The organism is Baekduia sp. Peel2402, from assembly GCF_052567285.1.
This window is the reverse complement of record NZ_CP199582.1, coordinates 1,194,380-1,215,307: the sequence shown is the minus strand read 5'-3', so window position 1 is coordinate 1,215,307 and position 20,928 is coordinate 1,194,380. Positions and strand designations below refer to the sequence as shown.

General features: G+C 72.5%; 23 protein-coding genes. 11 read left to right on the top strand and 12 right to left on the bottom strand.

Annotation, left to right across the window (positions count from 1 at the left end; all coding sequences use genetic code 11):
• Window positions 1-17 precede the first annotated feature (17 nt).
• Window positions 18-458, top strand: coding sequence for a VOC family protein (locus ACT01A_RS06030; protein ID WP_445151340.1), 441 nt, complete (start codon window positions 18-20; stop codon window positions 456-458).
• A 13-nt stretch (window positions 459-471) separates the two neighbouring features.
• Here the strand turns inward: ACT01A_RS06030 and ACT01A_RS06025 are convergent, their stop codons facing one another.
• The gene (locus ACT01A_RS06025; RefSeq protein WP_445151339.1) at window positions 472-1,428 is read right to left on the bottom strand and encodes an NADP-dependent oxidoreductase; all 957 of its coding nucleotides are present in this window, start codon (window positions 1,426-1,428) and stop codon (window positions 472-474) included.
• Window positions 1,429-1,538: 110 nt separating this feature from the next.
• On the opposite strand from ACT01A_RS06025, the gene ACT01A_RS06020 reads away from it, so the two are divergent.
• Window positions 1,539-2,042 carry a MarR family winged helix-turn-helix transcriptional regulator gene (locus tag ACT01A_RS06020; protein WP_445151338.1) on the top strand — a complete coding sequence of 168 codons (504 nt, stop codon included), beginning with the start codon at window positions 1,539-1,541 and terminating at the stop codon, window positions 2,040-2,042.
• 41 nt (window positions 2,043-2,083) lie between these two features.
• Window positions 2,084-2,743, top strand: a complete 660-nt coding sequence (locus tag ACT01A_RS06015; protein ID WP_445151337.1) for a nitroreductase family protein — start codon at window positions 2,084-2,086, stop codon at window positions 2,741-2,743.
• A 4-nt stretch (window positions 2,744-2,747) separates the two neighbouring features.
• Here the strand turns inward: ACT01A_RS06015 and ACT01A_RS06010 are convergent, their stop codons facing one another.
• On the bottom strand, window positions 2,748-5,105 hold the full coding sequence (locus ACT01A_RS06010) for a virginiamycin B lyase family protein (RefSeq protein ID WP_445151336.1): 2,358 nt from the start codon (window positions 5,103-5,105) through the stop codon (window positions 2,748-2,750).
• 100 nt (window positions 5,106-5,205) lie between these two features.
• On the opposite strand from ACT01A_RS06010, the gene ACT01A_RS06005 reads away from it, so the two are divergent.
• The 3 genes from ACT01A_RS06005 (at window position 5,206) to ACT01A_RS05995 (ending at window position 9,103) form a co-directional block, all read left to right on the top strand.
• Entirely contained in the window at window positions 5,206-6,303 is a 1,098-nt protein-coding gene (locus ACT01A_RS06005) for a calcium-binding protein (protein WP_445151335.1), read from the top strand.
• Between the two features lie 167 nt (window positions 6,304-6,470).
• On the top strand, window positions 6,471-7,739 hold the full coding sequence (locus tag ACT01A_RS06000; protein WP_445151334.1) for a hypothetical protein: 1,269 nt from the start codon (window positions 6,471-6,473) through the stop codon (window positions 7,737-7,739).
• Complete coding sequence (locus ACT01A_RS05995; protein WP_445151333.1) at window positions 7,736-9,103, top strand: DUF4041 domain-containing protein; 1,368 nt, start codon at window positions 7,736-7,738, stop codon at window positions 9,101-9,103. The genes ACT01A_RS06000 and ACT01A_RS05995 overlap by 4 nt, the downstream gene beginning before the upstream one ends.
• A 20-nt stretch (window positions 9,104-9,123) precedes the next feature.
• On the opposite strand, the gene ACT01A_RS05990 is transcribed toward ACT01A_RS05995, so the two are convergent.
• From ACT01A_RS05990 to ACT01A_RS05965, 6 genes are read right to left on the bottom strand one after another with little or no spacing between them, the layout of a single operon-like run.
• On the bottom strand, window positions 9,124-11,814 hold the full coding sequence (locus ACT01A_RS05990) for an AAA family ATPase (protein ID WP_445151332.1): 2,691 nt from the start codon (window positions 11,812-11,814) through the stop codon (window positions 9,124-9,126).
• On the bottom strand, window positions 11,811-12,959 hold the full coding sequence (locus tag ACT01A_RS05985) for a metallophosphoesterase family protein (protein ID WP_445151331.1): 1,149 nt from the start codon (window positions 12,957-12,959) through the stop codon (window positions 11,811-11,813). The genes ACT01A_RS05990 and ACT01A_RS05985 overlap by 4 nt, the downstream gene beginning before the upstream one ends.
• On the bottom strand, window positions 12,956-13,591 hold the full coding sequence (locus tag ACT01A_RS05980) for an ImmA/IrrE family metallo-endopeptidase (protein WP_445151330.1): 636 nt from the start codon (window positions 13,589-13,591) through the stop codon (window positions 12,956-12,958). The genes ACT01A_RS05985 and ACT01A_RS05980 overlap by 4 nt, the downstream gene beginning before the upstream one ends.
• Window position 13,592: 1 nt before the next feature.
• On the bottom strand, window positions 13,593-14,264 hold the full coding sequence (locus ACT01A_RS05975) for a hypothetical protein (RefSeq protein WP_445151329.1): 672 nt from the start codon (window positions 14,262-14,264) through the stop codon (window positions 13,593-13,595).
• Window positions 14,261-14,686, bottom strand: a complete 426-nt coding sequence (locus ACT01A_RS05970; protein WP_445151328.1) for a hypothetical protein — start codon at window positions 14,684-14,686, stop codon at window positions 14,261-14,263. The genes ACT01A_RS05975 and ACT01A_RS05970 overlap by 4 nt, the downstream gene beginning before the upstream one ends.
• A complete protein-coding gene (locus ACT01A_RS05965) occupies window positions 14,683-15,372 on the bottom strand; it encodes a sigma factor-like helix-turn-helix DNA-binding protein (RefSeq protein WP_445151327.1) in 690 nt (229 codons plus the stop codon). Before ACT01A_RS05965 ends, ACT01A_RS05970 begins: the two co-directional genes overlap by 4 nt.
• A gap of 129 nt (window positions 15,373-15,501) precedes the next feature.
• Between ACT01A_RS05965 and ACT01A_RS05960 the strand changes: the two genes are divergently transcribed.
• Window positions 15,502-15,735: a helix-turn-helix domain-containing protein gene (locus ACT01A_RS05960; RefSeq protein WP_445151326.1), complete on the top strand. Its 234-nt coding sequence runs from the start codon at window positions 15,502-15,504 to the stop codon at window positions 15,733-15,735.
• Between the two features lie 29 nt (window positions 15,736-15,764).
• On the opposite strand, the gene ACT01A_RS05955 is transcribed toward ACT01A_RS05960, so the two are convergent.
• The 3 genes from ACT01A_RS05955 to ACT01A_RS05945 are packed head-to-tail and all read right to left on the bottom strand — an operon-like array spanning window position 15,765 to window position 18,383.
• Window positions 15,765-16,778 (bottom strand): hypothetical protein, encoded by a 1,014-nt coding sequence (locus tag ACT01A_RS05955; protein ID WP_445151325.1) that lies wholly within the window; start codon window positions 16,776-16,778, stop codon window positions 15,765-15,767.
• 49 nt (window positions 16,779-16,827) lie between these two features.
• Window positions 16,828-17,841 carry a hypothetical protein gene (locus ACT01A_RS05950; protein WP_445151324.1) on the bottom strand — a complete coding sequence of 338 codons (1,014 nt, stop codon included), beginning with the start codon at window positions 17,839-17,841 and terminating at the stop codon, window positions 16,828-16,830.
• On the bottom strand, window positions 17,838-18,383 hold the full coding sequence (locus ACT01A_RS05945) for an RNA polymerase sigma factor (protein ID WP_445151323.1): 546 nt from the start codon (window positions 18,381-18,383) through the stop codon (window positions 17,838-17,840). The genes ACT01A_RS05950 and ACT01A_RS05945 overlap by 4 nt, the downstream gene beginning before the upstream one ends.
• Window positions 18,384-18,472: 89 nt before the next feature.
• Between ACT01A_RS05945 and ACT01A_RS05940 the strand changes: the two genes are divergently transcribed.
• From ACT01A_RS05940 to ACT01A_RS05925, 4 genes are read left to right on the top strand one after another with little or no spacing between them, the layout of a single operon-like run.
• Window positions 18,473-18,787 carry an ArsR/SmtB family transcription factor gene (locus tag ACT01A_RS05940; RefSeq protein WP_445151322.1) on the top strand — a complete coding sequence of 105 codons (315 nt, stop codon included), beginning with the start codon at window positions 18,473-18,475 and terminating at the stop codon, window positions 18,785-18,787.
• Entirely contained in the window at window positions 18,784-19,455 is a 672-nt protein-coding gene (locus ACT01A_RS05935) for a DUF899 domain-containing protein (protein ID WP_445151321.1), read from the top strand. The genes ACT01A_RS05940 and ACT01A_RS05935 overlap by 4 nt, the downstream gene beginning before the upstream one ends.
• Window positions 19,452-19,574: a hypothetical protein gene (locus tag ACT01A_RS05930; protein ID WP_445151320.1), complete on the top strand. Its 123-nt coding sequence runs from the start codon at window positions 19,452-19,454 to the stop codon at window positions 19,572-19,574. Before ACT01A_RS05935 ends, ACT01A_RS05930 begins: the two co-directional genes overlap by 4 nt.
• The gene (locus ACT01A_RS05925; RefSeq protein WP_445151319.1) at window positions 19,571-20,020 is read left to right on the top strand and encodes an SRPBCC family protein; all 450 of its coding nucleotides are present in this window, start codon (window positions 19,571-19,573) and stop codon (window positions 20,018-20,020) included. The genes ACT01A_RS05930 and ACT01A_RS05925 overlap by 4 nt, the downstream gene beginning before the upstream one ends.
• 2 nt (window positions 20,021-20,022) lie before the next feature.
• On the opposite strand, the gene ACT01A_RS05920 is transcribed toward ACT01A_RS05925, so the two are convergent.
• Entirely contained in the window at window positions 20,023-20,895 is an 873-nt protein-coding gene (locus tag ACT01A_RS05920) for a class I SAM-dependent methyltransferase (protein ID WP_445151318.1), read from the bottom strand.
• Window positions 20,896-20,928 lie beyond the last annotated feature (33 nt).

Genomic DNA, 20,928 nt, shown 5'->3' with positions numbered 1-20,928 from the left:
ACGAGGAGATCACGTTCATGACCGTCAAGCGCTTGGAGCACATCGGCATCGTCGTCGACGACCTCGCGGCGGCGACCGCGTTCTTCACCGCCCTCGGGCTCGAGGTGGACGGCGAGACGTCCGTCGAGGGCGGCCTGGTGGACCGCATCAACGGCCTCGAGGGCGTCCGGGCGGACGTCGTGATGCTGCGCATCCCAGGGGGCGACATGCAGCTCGAACTCGCCACGTATCGCGCCCCCACGTACGAAGGCGACGCCGCGCCGACGCTGCCGCCCAACGCCCCCGGCCTGCGCCACGTCCTCTTCGTCGTCGACGACATCGACGAGTCGCTCGCCGCCCTGCGAGCGCAAGGCGGCGAGCTGGTCGGCGAGTTGGTGAACTACGAGAACAGCTACAAGCTCTGCTACGTCCGTGGCCCGGCGGGGATCATCGTCGAGCTGGCGGAGAAGATCGCCTGACGGCGGCAGCGAGCTAGTTGTCGTCGTTGACCACGACGACGACCTTGCCGGAGAGCTCGCCGGCGTCGTCCTTGGCGTGGACGTCGGCCAGCGAGGCCAGCGGGACGCGCTCAGCGACCTCGACGTGCAGCTCGCCGCCGTCGATCAGCGCCACGAGCTCCGCCAGCTGCTCGGCGTCGCTGCGGACGAAGACGCCGACGGCGCGCACGCCACGCTGCTCGTCGGCGGGTGTCTCGATCGTCGGCACCGTGTTGACGACGACGCCGCCCGGCTTGACGAGCGCGGCCAGCGCGACTAGGTCCTCGGGGGCGATGCGCGCGAGGTTGAGCAGCACGTCGACCGGCTCGGCGGCGCCTACGGCGTCGACGACGGAGTTGTTGGTGTGGTCGATCACCTCATCGGCGCCCGCGGACCGCACGCGCTCGGCGCTGCGCGCGCTGGCCGTGGCGATCACGTGCGCGCCGGCCCGCTTGGCCAGCTGCACCGCGTAGCCGCCGACCGCGCCACCCGCGCCGTTGATCAGCACGCGCTGCCCGGCCGTCAGCCCGGCGTCGTCGAAGAGCGCCTGCCGCGCGGTCAAGGCGACCATCGGCAGCGCCGCCGCGTCGGGGAGCGAGATGCTCGTGGGCGCCGCGGCCAGGACCTCGGCCGGCGCGACGACGTACTCGGCGGCCGCGCCGTCGGCGACCATCGGCAGGAACCCGACGACCGCGTCGCCGATCGCGAAGCCCTCGACGCCCTCGCCGACGGCGTCGACCGTTCCGGAGGCCTCGATGCCCGGCGTGTGCGGCAACGCGACGGGGAACGGGCCCTGTAGGTAACCGCCGCGGATGCCGCCGTCGACCGGGTTGAACGTCGTCGCGACGACGCGCAGCCGCACCTCGCCCGCGCCGGGAACCGGCTGCTCGACGTCGTCCTCGTAGCGCAGGACGCCGGCGTCGCCGAACTCGTGGAACCGCACTGCCTTCATGGTCTTGCCTCGTTCTTGATGGGGTTGGTTCAAAGCCGGGTGCTTCAAATTCGAAGCAACATGGCAGGCACTGTAGCACGCTTCGAATTCGAAGCAAGTACGCTTTACGCATGCCCCCGAAAACGCCGTCGCTCGACCCCGTCCAGCTCAGCGCCTACTTCGCGCTCATCGAGGTCTCGAGCCTGCTGCGCCACGCGATCGAGCAGCAGCTGCGCGACGCCGGCGACCTCAGCTACGTGCAGTTCCAGCTGCTGGCCCGGCTCGGCGACCAGCCGACCGGCAGCCACCGCATGACCGATCTCGCCGACGGCGTCGTCTACTCCCGCAGCGGCCTCACCTACCAGGCCGGGCTGCTGGAGAAGGCGGGCCTGGTCACGCGCGCGCCCTCGCCCGACGACGAGCGCAGCATCACGGTCACGATCACCGAAGCCGGCCGCTCACGGCTCGCGCAGGTGTTCCCGGGCCACATCGAGGTCGTCAGCCAGATGCTCTTCGAGCCGCTGTCCAGCGGTGACGTGAAGAAGCTTGCCGGGCTGCTGGAGCCGGTGCGCGACCACATGCGCTCGACCCCGCCACGGTCTGCCGCACCACGCCGCCGCCGCGGCCAGGCCTGACGCCGCGCCGCGCCGCGCGCGCTCAATAGATGATGGGGGACATGACGTCCTTCGACACCGAGCAGACCGACGCGCTGCTCTCGACGACCCGCGCGGTGCGCAAGCGCCTGGACCTGGAGCGGCCGGTGCCGCCCGAGCTGATCCTCGAGTGCCTGGAGCTGGCGCATCAGTCGCCGATCGGCGGCAACCACGAGGTCCGGCGCTGGGTCGTCGTCACCGAGCCGGCGCTGAAGCAGCGCCTGGCCGAGCTCTACCGCGTCAGCGCGCTGCCCTACCTGCGCGCCCGCGCCGCCGAGCGAACCGAGGACGCGACCCACCAGCGCGTCGGCGACAGCGCGCTGTTTCTCGCCGAGAACCTCGAACGCGTCCCCGCGCTGGTGCTCTCCTGCCTGGACGAGCCGATCGACCTGTCGTCCAACGGCAACGCCGCGCCGACCTACGGCTCGGTGATGCCGGCGATTTGGAGCTTCCAACTGGCCTTGCGCTCGCGCGGCCTCGGCTCGGCCTGGACGACGCTGCACCTCGGCGAGGAAGCGGCCGCCGCCGAGCTGCTGGGCATCCCCGACGGCGTGGCGCAGATCGCGCTGCTGCCCGTCGCCTACACGATCGGCACCGACTTCAAGCCGGCCCGCCGTCAGTCGATCCGCGAGCTCACCTACTGGAACCGCTGGGGCCAGACCGACACGCCCCGCCCGAGCTAACCGATCAGGGCGCGTCGACGGGCGCGGGCGCCGGTTGGGGCTCGGGCTCGTCGGCGACGGGGCCGTTGGCGAGGTTGAGGTTGGGGTCGACCGGACGCCAGACGATCGGCGTGGCCGGGTTGATCTCGCGGCGGGTGAAGTCGTAGTGGGTCTTGCCGTCGGCGGTCTTGGTCTTGGGATAGCGCGTGGCCGGGCGCTTGGCGCCGGGGACCTCGAGACCGCCGACGATGATGTAGTGGCAGTAGGTCGAGCCTTGGAGGTACTGGCCGGACCGGTCGCGCTCGGTGCCGTTGATGTCGTTCAACGCCGCGCCGGCGCCGGTGTAGCAGGCGCCCGTGCCGTCGGCGAGCAGGCGGGTGGGCGCGACGCCGTCGGGGTGCAGGACGGTGCTCGGGTGTCGGGCGTCGCTGGGGCGGTTGCTAGCGCAGACCTCGAAGTTGGCCCAGTTGACTAGCGGCGTCCAGCCGTAGGCCGACAGCGAGTTCCACCCCTGCAACTGCTCCTCGACGATGCAGGTCGTGGCGAGCTCGCTGCCGGAGGAGACCCGTCCGGCGGTGTCGGCGGCCTTGGCCGTCGTCGTCGGCTTCTGGCACGGGACCGTGTGACCCGAGGCGGTGCTCGCGGCGACGATCCACCGGGACTTGGCCTTCGAGGCGCCGCGCAGCGCCTGGCCGACCATCGCGTAGTCGGGGCCGGCCTTGCTCTCCAGCCAGCGGCTGCGCTTGCGGTCGAAGGCGCAGGTGCCCTTCTTAAGGGTGTCGATCTGCAGGCACGCGACCTTGCCGCGACGGATCGGCGCGAGGCGGCAGCCGGGGAGCAGACGGGCGCCGTTGGCGTGGGCGCGGCGCACGGAGATCATCCGGCAGCGCGAGGGCTTCTCGGGCTCGCCCGCGGCGCCGTGCTTGACGATGTGGCGGACCGCGGGGGTGGGATCGACGTTTCCGGCCGCGTCGACCGCGCGGACCTCGAAGGCCTGGATCTGCGGTCGCGACGGATCGGGAACGTGGAGCGGTGAGCTGCACGGCGTGAAGCGCGCGGTCACGAGGGCCGGGTTTCCGCTGGCGTCGTAGACGCGGCACTGGAAGACCGCCGCCGGGTCGTCGGAGCCGAACGCGTAGGTCGCGGCGGCGCCGGCGCTCGCGCCGTCCTCAGGCCCCGAGCTGATCGTCGTCTCCGGCGCGCTGGTGTCGGCCGCTGGAGGTGACGGCAACGGCGGCGCGGGCCCGGGTGCGGGCGGTGCGGGAGCGGCTGCGCCGGGGCTGATCCGGACGACCGCGCCCGGGCCGCCGGACTCCGTGAACCAGACGTTGCCGTCGGCACCGACCGCGATCCCGACCGGCGCGCGGTCGGCCGTGAACCCGGGCGTTGTGCCGGCGAGGAACTCCGTGATCGTGCCGTCGGTCGTGATCCGGCCGATGCCGCCAGGGCTCGCCTGCTCGGTGAACCAGAGCGCGCCGTCGGGTCCGCTGACGATCAGCCCCGGTGCGCGGTCGGGCAAGAACGTGCTGAACTCGGTGACGACGCCGTTGGGCGTGATCCGCCCGATGCGCCCGCCGCCGCCCTGGTCGGTGAACCACAGGTTGCCGTCGGGTCCGGGCGTGATCGCGACCGGCCGGCTGTCGGCCGGGAGCCCGGGGGTGACGCCGCCGGTGAACTCCGTCATCACGCCCGACGGTGTGTAGCGCCCGATCCGACCCGGGGGCGCGAACTCGGTGAACCAGACGTTGCCGTCAGGGCCGAGCGTGATCCCGCGCGGCTGCCCGTTGACCGAGAACCCGGCCGTCGAGCCGCCGATGGCGACCTCGGTGATCGTCCCCGCGGTGCTGATCTTCGTGATCCGTCCCGGGTTGGCGAACTCGGCGAACCAGAGGGCGCCGTCGGGGCCGACGGTGATGCCGGTCGGATGGGCGTTGGCGCCGGCGCCGCCCATGAACTCCGTCACCGTGCCCGACGGGGTGACCCGGGCGATCCCGCCGGGGTCGGCGAACTCCGCGACCCAGACGTTGCCGTCTGGTCCCGCGACCACGTTCGCCGGGCCGCGCCCGGCGCTCAGACCTGGCGTGATCCCACCCGTCAGCTCGGTCACCACACCCGCAGGCGTGACCTTCGCGATCCGCCCGGGACCAGCCGTCTCGCCGAACCACACGTTGCCGTCCGGACCCAAGCCTGCCGCCGCCGGGGCGCCGTTGGCCGACAACCCCGCCGTCAGCCCACCAGCGAACTCGGTGAACACCGGGTGCGTGAAGTCCGCCGCGCGAGAGGCCGGCGCCAGCGCCATCGACCATGCGAGCACGGCCAACAGCGCGACGCACGGAAGGGCCCATCGGGTCGGTGCTGCTGAACGCTGTGAGCGGAGCTCCATGCGGTGACGCTACTCGACGAGCGTCGTCGCGCCGGACCGGTGGTCGCGCCCGTGGTTTCCCGGATGCGGTGAGACCGCAAAGTCGTGAAGCTCCGCGCGTATGCGACGCCTCAGCGCCCTTGCCTCCGCCTGCGCGATCCTCCTGATGGGGGCGACCGGCGCGTCGGCGGCCACGACCGTGGATCGCACGGGCGACGTGATCACGGTGACCGGCGATGACGGCCCGAGCCACCTGACCGCGCCCGAGTACTTCACCGAGGCCGGGCTGCAGGACGACAACGGCGGCGCGGTAACCGCCTCTGGCAGCTGCACGCAGGTGACGGCGTCGCGGGTGTACTGCGGGTTGTTCGGCGCCTCGAGCCGGATCGTCGTCAAGCTCGGCGGGGGTGAGGACTATTACAAGTGGGCGACGATCAACCACCCGCAGGAGGTCGACGCGGGCGCCGGGAACGACTACGTCGAGACCGCGTCCGGGAACGACGTCATCGCGGGCGGTCCCGGCGATGACGACCTCGCGGGGATGGGCAACAACGACACCATCGACGGCGGCGAGGGCAACGACGCGGTTGAAGGCCGCGAGGGCAACGACACGATCGTCGGCGGGCCCGGCCGCGACATGCTGAACGGCGACGGCTCCCAGTACTACGAGGACGGCAACGACACGATCGACGCGCGCGACGGCGAGATCGACTCGGTCAACTGCGCCGGCGGTGCCGATCAGGCGAAGGTCGACGCCGGCGACGTGGTCGCCGGCTGCGAGGCGGTCGATCGCTCGGCGGCTCCCGGCCCGAACCCGCCCACCCCGAACCCGCCGAGCCCCGGCCCGGCGCTGCCCCCGGTGACGCTCGCCGTCGCCGCCAAGCCGTCGACGCCGCCGCGGCTCGGCCGTCTGGCGAGCGGGACCAAGCTCGCCGTCCGCCTGACCGCGAACGCCTCGTGCATCAGCCGCATCGCGCTGGCGATCACCGCGGCCCAGGCCAAGGCCCTCGGCCTGAAGAAGCGCGCCACGACCCTCGGGACCAGCCCGAAGACCACGCTCGCCGCGGGCCAGGCGAGGACGGTGAAGGTCGCCGTCTCCTCGACCTACCGCAAGCGCCTGCGCGCCGCCAAGCGGGTCAAGGCCACCGTGATCGTCGTCTGCGCCGGGGCCGACGGGCAGACGTTCACCGACGGCGTCGCGGTGACGCTCAAGCGCTGAGCGTTCCGCAGGTCGTAGCGAACCACGCGGGCTGAGACATGCGTCAGTGGACCCCGAGTAGGAGCACCGGGTCCGGCGATGCCAACCGGCGCGCGCGTACGCATGGAAATCAGAGAGACTCCCGATGCACTATCGAACTGCTTTTTGATGACCGGAAGGGATCGGGAATGGCCAAGCGCGGATTCTTCGCAGAGATCCAGTACCAGAACCAGCTCGCTGCGAAGCGGGCGGCCCAGGCGGAGCGAGCGCAGGCGCGGGAATACGCGCGAGCAGTACGGGAGGCGGAGCGAGCACAACGCCAAGCTGAGCGGGCGGCCGCTCAGCTGGCGCGCGCAACGGCCGCCGAGCGGAAGGCGGCCGAGCGCGAGGCCAAGCGCTTGTATGAGGAGGCGCGGCTCGCCGAGGTGGAATCTCTCAACGCCCAGTTGGCCGAGATTTCCGATGAGCTTGATTCGATCCTGGCGGCGACGCTTGACGTCGATGACTTCGTCGACCTGGAGGCGCTGCGAATCAAGGTGAATCATCCGCCGTTCCCACGGGCGGACCTCGAGGTCCCGACAGCAGCTCCCGTGCCGATCTCTGCACCAGCAAAGCCCGACCTCGTCCTGCCAGAGGCGCCCAAGGGCCTCGGCGCCATGCTTGGCGGGAAGAAGAAGCATGCGGCAGCCGTGGCCGCAGCAGAGGCGGAGTTCGATGCCACCCTCAAGACGTGGCAGGCCGAGGCGGCACAGGTGCCCGCACGTCAGCTGGAGCAGATCCAGGAGAGAGACGCGGCAGAGCGCCGACGGCTGACCGAGCTGGAGGCGGCTCGCGAGACCTACCGCCGCGCATGCGAGAAGCGTGAAGCCGATGTCACTGAGGCCAACGCCCGACTGGACACCTTGATTCGTGGAGTGCAGACCGGAACCGACTCAGCGATCCAGGAGTACGTCGGGATCGTGCTGGGCAACTCCGTCTACCCAGCGGTTCTGGATGTCGAGCACGACTTCGCCTTCGATTCCGAGCTCAAGGAGCTCACCCTCACGGTGCTCATGTCGGCGCCCGAGCAATTGCCAACGCAGAAGGCATACAAGTACGTCAAGGCCAAGGACGAGATCACGGCCACCGCCCTGCCGAAGAAGGAGCTCAAGGATCGGTACGCGAGCGCGGTGCACCAGGTGGCTCTTCGCACGCTCCACGAGATCTTCGAAGCCGATCGCGCAGCGCAGATCAACACCATCGCCCTGAAGGTGGCCACCGAGGCGAACGATCCGGCGACAGGCCGTAGCAAGCGGACGACGCTGGCAGCCGTGGCCGCCGAGCGCGAGTCGTTCCTGGAGTTCGATCTCTCGAACGTCGTGCCGTCGGCCACCCTCCAGCACCTTGGGGCCTCGATCTCGAAGAGCCCGCACGACCTCGTCGGCATCGATGAATCTCAGGGCGTTCGCGGCCGATGACGCCCGAGGGTTATGAGTTCAACGCCCCTCCGGGGTGGGCGGTGCCTAGTGGCGGTTGGGCTCCGCCTGAGGGGTGGATCCCCGATCCGAGCTGGCCCCCGGCGCCTGAAGGCTGGGCGTTCTGGGTGACCAAGCCCATGGCGCCGCCTGCGCCTGTCGCGCAGCCGATCCCTCCGCCGCCGACGACCGTCCCAGTGCCGGCGGCTCCCGAACCCGCCGAGGAGAGCGAGGTCCTGCGCTCGCGCGTCGCCGAACTCGAGGCCGAGGTCAGACGGCTCGAAGCGGCCCTCGCGTCGTCGTCGGGTGCGGTGGACCTCGACGACGAGAGTGTTCTTCAAGAGGTCGGCATCTACCGCTACCACCACCCTCTGGAGAACGCGGCGGAGTACAAGGAGCGCCTCGGCACGCTCAGCGAGCAGATTAAGGACATGGCCAAGGCTGGCGTCGCGGTCCTGGCGTCGGACATGTTCACATATAACAATTCGTTGGCCAAAGGCCGGAAGATGACCGGGGAGTTCTCCAAGCTCATGCTCCGCGCCTACAACGCCGAGGCCGACAACTGCGTGCGCTCGTTGCGCGCCGGCAACGTCGTCACGGCCAAGCGGCGGCTCGAGGCCTCTGTCACCGCCATCGCCCGGCTGGGGGCCATGATGGAGATGCACATCAACCCGGACTACCACGGGCTCCGGTTGCAGGAGCTCGAGCTGACCGCTGACTACCTGATGAAGGTGCAGGTGGAGAAGGAGGAGGCCCGCGAGGAGCGGGAGCGCCTGCGTGAGGAGCGCAAGGCCGAGCAAGAGCTCGCCGCGGAGCGCGAGCGTCTCGAGAAGCAGCGGAGCCACTACCTCAACGCGCTCGAAGCCGTGAGGTCCAGCAATGACGAGGCGGCGATTGTCGAGCTCTCCGAGAAGCTTGAGGAGATCGGGGAGGCGATCGAACGCAACGACTTCCGGGTGGCGAACATCCGCGCGGGTTACGTCTATGTCATCAGCAACCGAGGGGCGTTCGGTGCTGGGATGGTGAAGATCGGACTCACCCGCCGTCTCGAGCCTATGGATCGTGTCCGCGAGCTCGGTGATGCGTCTGTTCCGTTCCCGTTCGACGTCCACGCCCTGTTCTTCGCCGATGACGCGGTGACGGTGGAAGCCGAACTTCACCGCGCCTTCGCTGCTTCGCGCGTGAACCACGTGAATCTCCGTCGCGAGTTCTTCTTCGCAACACCGGCCGAGGTACGCGCCGTTCTGATGGAGAAGGTCGGCAACCTGCTCGAGTTCGCCGAGGAGCCTGAAGCGACCCAATATCTCCAGAGCAAGAAGTACTGGTCCTCCTCGGTCGGTGGCGCAGCCGTCGCGGAGGTGCCGTAGAGCTCGCCGCGATCGGCCGCTCAGCGCTGCGGACCGGTCGCGACGCTGAGGCCGTCGGCGCCGCGGGCGACGGTGATCGTGAGGTCGCAGTGCTGGACGACGTCGTCGGTGTGGGAGATGACGAGCACCTGGCGGAACTCGGAGTCGGTGATCGTGTGGAGCTGCTCGAGCAGCGCGGCGCGGCGGTCGAGGTCCTGGGAACCGAGGACCTCGTCGAGCAGGATGAAGCCGGTCTCGGTGCCGCGCTGGCGGGCGAGGGTTCGTGACAGCGCGAGGCGCAGGCAGAGCCCGGCGAGGTCCTGCTCGCCGCCGGAGAACCTCCGCAAGGGGTGGAAGGTGCCGTTGGCGAGGATCTCCAGGTGGTAGTCATCGGTCAACGCGACGGCGCCGTACATCCCGCGGGTCGTCTGCCCCAACAACAGGGCGGTCTCGTGCTCCAGCGTCGGCCGGGCGGCGCGCGAGGCCTCCTCGCGGTAGGCCGAGAGCGCGTCGGCGACCTCCTGGCGCACGCGCAGCTCGCGACGCTCGTCGCGCAGGCGGGCGCTGGCGCGCCGCGCGTCGTCCAGGCGCCGGCGGGCGGCGGCGACCGCCTCGGAGTCGGCGGAGGCGACGCGGTTGGCCTCGATGAGCGCCTCGGTCGCGGTGTCGACGGCGGTTTCGGCGTCGGTGCGCTCGGCCTCGGCGGTGCTGAGCGCGTCGGGGGAGACCGCGTCGGCGTCGGCCGCGGACTGCAGACGGGCGTGCTCGGCCTCGGCTTCAACGCGCACCTGCTGCTGGGCGTCGCGTCGGCGGCGCAGCAGCGGCGCGCCGTCGGCGCTGTCGCGCAGCGCGGCTGAGCGATGGCGGGCGTCGAGGGCGTCGGCCAGCTCGGCGCGCACGGTGGCCAGCGCGGTGGGGGAGAAGCCGTCGGCAGCGGCCACGGCGGCGGCGTGCTGTTCGCCGAGACGCTCGGCCTCGCCCTCGGCGGCGGCGCGGGTCGCGCTGAGCGAGGCGACTTGGTCGGCGGCCGCCTCCAGCCGCGTGATCCCGGCGCGCAGGGTCGTGCGCTCGGCCTGAAGCGATGCGCGCCGCTCGCGCGCTTTGTCCTGGTGGAAGGCCAACTCCTTGACCTGCGCCTCGATCGCCTTGACCTCGGCGCGGTGCGAGGCAAGGACATCGACATCGGGAAGGTCGTCGCCGAGCGCGCGGCGGTCGGCGGCGAGCGTGCGGGCCTGCTGCGCCCGGCGCCGCGTCTCGCCGGCCAGCGCGTCGGCGGTGAGGATCTCGGCGTCGAAGGTCGCCAGCCGCGCGCGGGCCTCCGCGAGATCCGCCTCGTACCGCGCGAGCACCTCGTCGCGCTCGTCTTCGGCAAACGGCCGGCGACATGTAGGACATGCGGCCTCGCGCTCGCCGGCCAGGACCGCGTCGCGGTGCTCCTCGTCGTGGCGGATCGCCTCGGCCAGCGCGTCGCGCCGCGCACGCGCCGCGTGCAGGGCGGCCGCGGCGGCCTCCGCGACGGCCTCGGCGTCGGCCAGCGCCGCGAGCTGCTCGTCGATCGCCGCCGCCCGCTCGCCGCGCGCGATAACCGCTCGCAGCGCACCCACGCGCTGCTCGGCCAGCGCGCGCGTCCGGGCGACCTCGTCCAGCGTGCCATCGAGGGCGTCGAGCTCCTCGTCGACCTCGCCCGCGCGCGCACGCGCGTCCTGAAGCGACGCGACCGGATCGGCGAGCACAGCGATCTGGTCGGCCGCGGCCGCCGCCCGCTCCAGCGCCTCGCGCCGGGCCACCGCCAGCGCCTCCGCGCGCTCGTGCTCGGCGCGCAGCGCGTCCATCGCCCGCTCGCTGGCCGCCAACGCGTCGGCGCGCGCGGCGAGCGGCGCCAGCTCTTGCACCTGCGCGATGGCCGCTTCGGCGGCCGCCGCCTGCGTCGCCAGCGCCTCGAACGCCGCCGCCTCCTGTTCGGCCTTCGCGCGTGCGGCCTCCGCCAGCCCGCGCCGCGCCGCGTCCTCGCGCTCGGTCGCCCGCAGCGCGTCCAGCGCCTCGCGCGCCGCGTCCCGCCGCGTCCGCGCCGCCGCCAGCGCGGCCTCGGCCTCCTGGACGACCGGCGCCGCCGCCTGCGCTGCGCGCTCAATCTCCGCCGCCTCGGCCTTCAGCGCCGGGACGTCAGGCGTCTCGGCCTCAAGCGACTCCACGATCAGCTGCTGCTCTCGCGCCTCGGCACGCGCGTACCCCGCGCCGCGCCGCAGCCGCTCGATCCCCAACAACAACTCGACCTGCGCCCGGCGCTTGTCGTTGTCGGCCTCCAGCGCCTGGACCTCCCGCTGACGCGCGTAGAACGTCCCGCGGAACATGTCGCGGGTCAACCCCAACAACAACGCGACCTGGCGGCTGGTCTCCTCGCGCCCTCGTGCCAAAGGCTCGGCGTCGGCCGCGGCCAGATCCGTCAGGGTCGCGTCGCGGCCGTCGACCCGGTGGACCCGATAAGCGCGCCCGCCGATCTCGAACTCCACCGCGACCCACACGTCCTCGTCCTCGGGCGCGCCGTCGCGCCGCGCGGGCAGCCCGCTGCGCCCGCGCCCGCCGCCGTACAACCCCCACTCGATCGCGTCGAAGAGCGTGGTCTTGCCGGCGCCGTTGGCGCCCACGACGGCGATCAACCCATCCACGTTGAGATCGAGGTCGAGCGTCCCGAAGGAGCGGAAGTTCTGGGCGCTCAGCGACAGTAACCTCATGTCGCCAGCTCCTCGTCGGCGCGGGCGACGAACGCCTCGGCGCGGGCGACGAAGTCCTCCGGGTCGACGCCGCGCGCGGTCGCGCCGGGCCAGCGCAGCAGGAACTCGTGCAGCGCCGGCACCGCCACCGCGTCGGTCAACGTGCCGGAGCGCGCCCCGCGCGGCTCCGCGCGGCGCTCGAAGTGCAAGCACTCCGCGTAGGCCGCCGCGATCGCCTGGTGGTCGACCGCGTTCCACTCCGCGGCGGAGACGTTGCGCACCCAGAGCCGGACGATCGCGCCGCGCAGCGCTTCAGGGCCGGCCTCTTCGGCGCGCGCGACGATCGCGGCGGTCAAGTCCTCCACCTCGCCCGCGTCGATCGGCTCCAGCTCGAACTGCGGGCGGACGTCGACGCCGTGGCGCACCAAGTACATGCGGTCGGACGGATCGCGCGCCAGGTCGACCTCGACGATCCCCTTGACCGCCGCGTCGTCGGCCCACGACAGCCGCTCGGTCGACCCCGAGTACGCCGCGTTGTCGGCGACCGGCGCGAACGTGTGCAGGTGGCCGAGCGCGATGTAGGAGAACTCGCGTCCGTCCGACAGCGTCTCGCCGGAGACCGCCAGCGACGCCTCCGGACCAACCACGCCGCCCAGCCCGACCAGCCCCAGATGCGCGACCAGCACGCTGCTCTCCGCATCTTCGTCCGGCCGCGCCGCCCGCACCGCCTCGGCCATCCGCGCCAGGTCGTTGTCATAGGGGATGCCATGGACCGCCAGCCGGCCGTCGCCGATCTGCACCGTCCGCGGCGCGCCGTGCAGCGCGTGGACGCCGTCTCCGAACCGCTCCAGCACGCTGAAGATGTGCTCGGCGGACGCCGCGCGCGGCGTCTCGTGGTTGCCCGCGACCAAGATGATGGGGATGCCCGCGTCACGCAGCCGCGCCAGGCCGTCCAAAGCGACGCTCAGCGCCGCGGCCGACGGGTGGTGGGAGTCGAACAGATCGCCTGCGTGGATGACGGCGTCCGGCGCCAGCGCGATCGCGCGGTCGATCGCCTGCGCGAACGCCGCGGCGACGTCCTGCTCGCGGACGTTGCGCCCCGTCTCATCAACGCGGTGGAGCTGGCGGAACCCGAGGTGGGAGTCCGATAGGTGGACGATCCTCATCGGCGCTCGCCGCCGCGTTCTGCGACCGGCGCGGAGGCCATCCAGGCGGGCAGGAGCTTAAGCGTCAGCAGCCGCAGCCGCAGCGCGGGGACCGAGACGCCGAAGCGCTCGGCTAGTGCAGGGAGGTTGTGGCCGGTGCGCTCGATCTCGGCGATCAGCAGCAGCTCGGGCATCAGCAGCTCACGCGCAAAGGCGTTGGCCTCGGCCTCGCGCTTGGTCCGCCCGCGCGCCCGAGTCGTCGTGCCGTCCTCGTCCTGCTCGGCGACGTCCGCCACGCGGCAGCCGTCGGTCGATGCGGCACCGGCCGCGGCGCCCGCCACGTGCAGCACCCAGTGCGCGCACTCGTGGGCGATCGTGAACCGCCGCCGCCCCGGGCTGCGCGCCGCCTCGCGGCGGTCGAGCCAGATCGTTCGCGCGGCCGGGTCCAGCAGACCCGACAGCCGGCCCTCGTCGGTCGGCGCGCCCTCGATCGTGCGGACGTCGTCGACCTCCTCGATCAGCAGGCCGAGGTGCGACTCGGCGATCCGCTCGACGGGCACGGGCGGGACCGACCCGGGATCGAAACGGGCTTCGAAGTCGCTCAGAAGCGCGAGCGCCGCGCGGCGGGGATCGGAGGTGCGAGCGGTCGCCATCTCAGGCGTCAGGGCCCCCGGTGAAGAGGCGGCGCGCGAGCTCGGCGTCCGGGTCCGGCGGCGTGGCGCGAGCGGTCCGGGACGGCGCGGCGCCGGCGGACCGACCGCCGCCGCCGTCGTCGCCCGCGCCGCGCGCCATCATCGGCGCCATCGCGCCGCGCCCCGCGCCGCCCGTCGGCTGGATCGCCGCGACGAAGTCCTCCACGCGCGCGCCGAAGCGCCGCGCCAGGCTCGCCAGCAGTCGGTGTGAGACGTTGGACCCCAACAACGTCCCGCTCTCCAGCCCGTGGTAAAGGCGCCGCAGCGTCGGCCGCGCGCTCTCGCCCAGCTCGAACTCCGCCGCGAGGTGGTCGAGGACGTCGTCGCGTTCGATCCCGCGCGCGCGGCGCAGCGCGACCAGCGCGCCCGGCAGGATCCCGGCCGGCCCGCCGCTCGCCCGCGCCGCAGCCACCGCGGCCGCCGCGCGCGCCTGCGCCTCCGCGACGCCGTCGCCCGCCGCCGCTGCCGTCGGCGGTGCATCGGCCATCGCCGCGGTCAGGCGGTCGACGAACTCGTCGTGCCGCGTGCGGGGAACCATCGACAAGTAGGACTCGGGATCGGCGAGGCGGTCTTGGCGCAGGTCGTCCAGCGCCTGGGCGAAGGCCTGCTCGAAGCCGGCAGCGGCGGGGCTCATGCGGCGCCGCCCTGGATGACGCGCAGGTGCGGGCGGCGATGCGCCAGGCGCGGCGGCGTGGGTGCGGGCACGGGCGCACCGGGCTCGGCCGGAGCGACGACGTGCGCGCGCACCGCCACCGCCGACACAGTTCGCGCCAGCTCGGTGATCGGCGCCAGCGGCTCGGGAGTGTGCAACCGCATCAACAACGTGATCGCGGCCTCCTCGCCGGCCATGAGCGTCGTCGCGCGGGGCAGGCCCGCGGCGTCGGCCAGCCGGACGGCCGTGCGGGCGACGGTCGGCATCGCGCGCACCATCAGGTGGTCGATCACCACCTGGCGGCGATCGTCGAGCTCGAGCACCAGCGCGCGGCGGTGATGCTCCAGCGCCTCCTCGTCCATGGCGGCCAGCGTGGCCTCGTCAGTGAGCAAGTGATGGTTCATGCTGCCTTTCCGTCCTCCGGGTAGAGGCGCTTCAGCGCGCGGTGCGTGGCCGTGTCGACCGCGCCGCGCGACATGTCCAACATGTCGGCGATCTCCTCGATTGGCGTGCCGACGAAGAAGCGCTCGGTGAGGATCCGCCGGTCGCGCTCCGGGAGCCGGTCGATGCGGTCGGCGAAGTCGCGTGCCTGGGCGACCAGGCCTTCGGGATCCGGACCGCGCGCGACGTCCGGGAGCGGGTCCGCGGCACCGCCGTCGCCCGCGCCGCGCTTGCGTCCCAGTCCGCCGCCACCGCCGAGCCCGGCCCCGACCTCGGGCAGCTCCTCGACGTCGCGCGGGGCCTCGGCGTCGTGGCGCATCCGGCGGCGCACGACGTCCTTGACCTCCCAGTCGACGTTCGCCGCGACCACGTAGCGGAACGCGGTCGCGAAAGTCGTCTTGCGCTCCAGCGTCTGGGCGAGCCGCAGCAGGACGCCGTTGGCGATCTCGGCGCGGTCGTCGGCGGTCGCCCGCCAGCCGTGCGTCTTCCAGCGGATCCGCTGGTCGATCGCCGCGACGTGCCGTTCGAGCAGCTCGCGCATGAGCAGCTCGGCGCGCAGCCCGCCGTCGTCAGGGCGGCGACGGGCGTGCGCCAACTGCTGGAGCAGGAAGGCGTCGGGATCGACTGTGGTCTGTTCTATGTCGGGCATCCGGACCGGCAAGTTCGGGGACGAACCGTCTCGTCTGCCGCAGGTCTTACACCAATTCGCATCGTCTTCAGTCGTGCGGACGCAATGGTGAGATCGCGGCGGGGTGGCGCGGTCGTCCGTGGACCGCTGATGTCCCATGATCCCCTCGACGCCTTCGCCGCCAACCTCGTGCGCCGCCGCCGCGCGCTCGGCCTCACCCAGGACGACGTCGCCGTGGGCGCGATGATGGACCAGAGCCAGTACAGCCGCATCGAGCGCGCGCGGGTCGACCCGTCGATCCGGACGCTCACGCGGGTCGCGCGGGCGCTGCGCACGACGCCGGCCGAGCTGCTGATCGGCGTGCAGTGGTCGGCGGACGGCTGAGCGGTCTGCTGCCGCTGGGCGAGCTGGACCTACGTCAACGACGTGAGGCTGCTCGTCGGCGTGCGGTGCAGGTGGGTGATGACGTTGACCGCGCTCCCGCGGTACTTGTAGGACCCGGACTCGAACGACAGGAACGTGATGCCGTTGCTGCGCGTGATGCCCTCCGCCATGGTCGGCGCCGCGAAGCAGGTCAGGTCGCCCGGGTAGGCGTCGTCGAGGTACTTGTAGCCGCGGCGCTCCACGTAGACGTTGCTGCGGTAGTTGACGTGCTGGGACGTGGAGAAGATGAAGTGGTTGTTGGTCACCGTCAGGCCCTGGGCCTTCTTGGGGACCTGCCGCCAGTTGTCGGCGGTGCCGACGCGGTCCAGGCCGCCGTGCGGGCCGACCGTGAACTGGTACATGCGGTTGCGGTTGTCTGGGTTGAACGTGCCGACCCACAGCGTGCCGTCGTCGGGCGCGATGAACGACGCGGCGAAGCCTGCGGTGCCCACGTTCAGCGGGATCTCCACGGCGGCCTGCAGCGCGTTGCCGGTGGCCAGCGCCGTGCGCACCGCGCTCAGCGGGAAGCGCAGGATCGTCGGGACGTCGGCAGAGCGGGGCTGGCCGGACACGAACAGCCACGAGCCGACGACCGCGACGCCGCCGACGTGTGCGTTGACCCACGTCCCGTTGGGGTTCTTCAGCGGCACGACCGGCGTGACGCCGCCGCCGGGCGCGATCCCGACGATCGCGGCCCTGTTGGCGTCGTCGTTGTAGCCCGACTGGATCAGCAGATCGCTGCCGGCACCACCCCAGTTCGGCCACGTCCCCAGGCCCTGGGGCACCCAGCTGTTCAGGAACGCGTCCGGAACCGCGTGCCCGATGCCGAAGATCCCGTCATAGACCGCCGACGCCGAGGGCGGGTCGTACTTGGGCGGCGCCGTCCCCGGCGTGTCGGCGCACCCGATCCCCTCGTTGTGCTGCTCCCACGCGGGCGGCGCCGCCATGGCGGACGCGGCGGGCAGCAGCGAGAGGGCGAGCACGGCGGGCAGCAGTCGGCGCATGTCAGCAGCCGTACCCACACTGAGCGATCGTGATCAGCGATATGTCCGCCTATTGGTCGGCGTCGACAGGGGGCGCCGACGCGGTTCGGGTGGACTCGACCAGCATTCGCCAGGAGCGGGTCGGCTGCCCGGCGGGGTCGGCCCCGCGCGTGAGCGTGCCGAGCAGGCGGTGGGTGGCGCGGTCGAAGACGAACGTCCAGTCCTCGTCCTGGCGACCGGGCTGCGGCGTGACGAACCGGACGCCGTCGCCGACGCGGCCGAGCGGGTCGCGCAGGTCGCGTTCGAGCGTCGCGTCGGGCTGCCGTTCGAGGACGGCGAGCAGCGCGGCGTGCAGCTCGGGGTCCGGCGCGGGGGAGGCGAGCAGGATCGCGACGCGGAAGACGAGCGTGACGTGGTCGCGGTCGGCCTCCCGCCGCAGCGCGGCCTCGAGCGCGACGGGGTCGTGGGGCAGCGCGCGGACGGAGGCGATCGTGTCGGCGCCCGCGCGGGGCTCGACCGCGGTCACGCGGCCGTCCTCGCGCCAGGGCCGCGGACGATGGGCGCCCGTTGCCCACGCCGCGCGGTCGGCCTCGGTTGGGAAGCGGGGCGTGGCGTCGCGCGTCGAGCGCAGCCGCTCGGTCTCGTCGTCGTTCATCCAGTGCTCGGTGGTCCAGGAGAACAGGGCGATGCCCTGGCGGCCGTCTCGCCCGGTGAACCGCTCGGGCATCTCGTAGGCCTCCTTGGTGTAGGACCAGGGCCCGCTCCCGGTCGCGGGCGTTGCCTGCCGCGCCGCGCGCAAGACCTCCGCGGCGCTGGCGGGCGCCGTGCCCGGACGCGTCTCGGAGCCAGGCAGGACGAGGATCGCCACGACCGCGGCGGCGACCAGCGCGGCACCGGCGAGGACGAGGCGCGCGCGCCGCCGTTGTCGTCCGCCCGCGCGCCCGCCCCGCGCCGCCTCCACCTCGACGCCTCCACGCTCTTGCGCCCACCGCCGCTGCACTGTCTCGTCCAGGCGCCGCGCGCGGTCGGGATCCGGGTGCCAGTCGGCCGCCGGGTCGTGGTCCTTCAGCAAGGTCAGGCTCATCGGGTCGCTCCGTCGTGGTCGAGGTGGTAGGCGAGCCGCCGTCGCGCGCGATGCAACCGCACGCGGGCGGTGCTCGGGCGGATGCGCAGGACGACGGCGATCTCCGCCGGGTCGAGGTCCTCCCAGGCGGCGAGCAGCAGCAGCTCGCGGTCGGGCTCGGCGAGCCGGGCGAGCGCGGCCATCACCGCCGAGCCGCCCAGGCCTTCGCCCGGAGCGTCCGCACCCGCCGCGCCACCGCCAACCGCCGCCTCACCCGCGAGCCGCGCGTCGAGCGCCGTCCGCCGCCGCGCCGCGCGCCGGTCCTCGGCGAGCACCCGCCGCGCCGTGCCGTACAGCCACGGCAGCGCGTCGGCGGGCGCATCCCCGCGCCGTCGCCACGCCACGACGAACACCTCGCTGGTGAGGTCCTCGGCGAGGTCGCCGTCGCCGACCCGCCGGACGAAGAACCGCCAGACCGCGTCGCGATGCGCGACGTAGGACGCCTCCATCCGCGCGTCCCCACCCGCGAGGGCCGGCCGCTTCGTCGGGTTGCTCGTGATCACGCCCTCCACGCCTCCCTTCTGGCCGGACGGGGGCGCAGCGTTACAGCTCGCCTTGACAACGCGCTCCACCCGCGCCTACTGTTAACCACATGGTGAACGATCCCTTCCGCGCGCTCGCTCACCCCATCCGGCGCGGCATCGTCGAGCGGCTGGCCACTGGGCCGGCGACGGTCGGCGAGGCCACCGGCGGCTTCGGGGTCTCCAAGCCCGCGATCTCCAAGCACCTCAAGGTGCTCGAGGAGACGGGCGTGGTCGTGCGCGTGGTGGAGGGCAGGACGCATCGGCTCTCGCTCGAGCCCGCCGTGCTGAGCGAGGCCGCCGACTGGATGGATCAGCAGCGGGCCCTGTGGACCCGGCTGTTCGACGTCGTCGACGACTACCTCAAGGAGCAAGAAGAACGATGAGCACCATTTCGGTCGTGCCGGCCGCGGAGTGGGAGACCGCGCGCCAGGAGCTGTTGATCAAGGAGAAGGAGCTGACCCGTGCGCGCGACGCGCTGGCGGCGCAACGGCGGCGCATGCCACGCCTGCGCGTCGACAAGTCCTACACCTTCCTGACGCCCAACGGCCCGGTCGGCCTGCTCGACCTCTTCGAGGGCCGCCGCCAGCTGATCCTCTACCGCTTCTTCTTCGAGCCGGGCCTCAAGAGCTGGCCGGAGGCGGGCTGCACCGGCTGCTCGATGATGGCCGACCAGGCCGCGCACGTCTCCCACCTCCACGTGCGGGACACGACGTTGGCCTACATCTCGCGCGCGCCGCAGGACGACATCGCGCGCTACCGGTCGCGGATGGGCTGGGACGTCCCGTGGCACACGATCACCGACGACTTCGACGCCGACCACGGCGTGGACGAGTGGCACGGCACCAACGCGTTCCTGCGCGAGGGCGACGACGTCTACCGCACGTACTTCGTCAACAACCGCGGTGACGAGGCGCTCGGCAGCACCTGGAGCTACCTCGACCTCACCGCGCTCGGGCGCCAGGAGACGTGGGAGGACTCGCCCGCCGACGTCGAGCAGACCCCGCCGTATGAGTGGTGGCGCCTGCACGACCGTTACGAGGCAACAGCGTGATCGCGCACGTCAGCGGCGTTCCCGTCGAGGAGCTGCTGCCCGCCGCGGCGGGCATGGGCACCGCGCTGGCGGTGGCGCGCGCGTGGGTCGCGGTCCAGGTTCGCAGGCGGCGCCCGTGACCGCCGTCGACGGTGGCGACCTCACGCTGCACCTGGAGCGCACCTACGCCGCGCCGGCCGAAAAGGTCTTCGCGGCGTGGACCAGCGAGGAGGTCCTGCGCCGCTGGTTCCACGCCGAGCGGGCGTGGGAGACGCCGGAGGCGTCGGTCGACCTGCGCGTCGGCGGCGCCGTCCGCGTCGTCATGCGCGACCCCGCGACCGGCGCCGAGTACGGCGGCGGCGGGCGCTACACCGAGGTCGATCCGCCGCGGCGCCTGGCGTTCACCTGGCTCTGGGACGACCGCACCACGCGCACGCTGATCGAGATCGACTTCGTCCCGGCACCGGACGGCGGTACGACCGTCCGCTTCGCGCACAGCGGGCTGTGGGACGAAGAGGCTGTCCGCTCCCACGAAGGCGGCTGGACGCGTTGCTTCCAGCACCTCGCGGAGGCGCTGGAGAAGTAGGACTAGGCCGCTGGCGCCGGCTTCAGGCGCGCGAACGTCGTCGCCGAGCCCTGGAAGAAGTGGTCGTGGGCGCGGTCGTGGTGAACGACCGCGTCGAGCCCGCGCTGCGCGCAGAACGCATCGAGGTGGTGGGCGGTCGGGCAAGCGACCAGGACAAGGTTGTCGCTGGCGTGCGCGGCGACCGTCGCGAACTCGGCGGCCACGACCGCTGCGGGCGCGCCCGTGTCCTCGATCATCAGCCCAACCGGCGGCCGCGCCGGGAGCTCTGCCGCGAGGACCTCGTCGACCGAGCCGTTGCGCAGCGTCCAGCGCGCGCGGTGCTCCGGCGGCACCATCCACCCGGCGGTCGCCAGGAGGTCGACCGACAGCAGCTCGCCTGGTCGACCCTCGTCGGCGTTGCGCTCCAGGGCGCGCAGCAGCGCCAGCGCGCCGAGGCCGTCTTGGGTCCCGGACTCCACGATCAGCTGTGGCTTGAGCGCCCGCGCCAGCATGTACCAGCTGTAGCGCCGCCCCAGCGGCGGCCGCGTCTTGACGTCCAGCCGCCAGCGCAGGCGCCGCGCGAGCTCGTCGGTCAGCGCCGGGTCGGTGCGGATCTCCTCGTAGTAGCCGCGCAGCGCGGTCTCGTCGACGCCCGTGATCGGCGCGAGCGTCGCGACCAGTTCATCCACGTTCGCTAGCTCGTAGGTGAAGTTGTCGAACTCCGGATCGAAGAGCACGTACTTGGTCAGCATCCACGGCGCGTCGCGAAAGCGCCAGCCGGCCCGCTTCACGCCCATGATCTTCGCCCCGTACCGGAAGCGACCGAGGCTGCGCACCACCTGCACGCCGCGATCGCCGACGAGTCGTTTGATGAGCGACTTCACCCGTTTGGTCATCCCGTACCCGAGACTCCCCGGAACGGGTGAGCG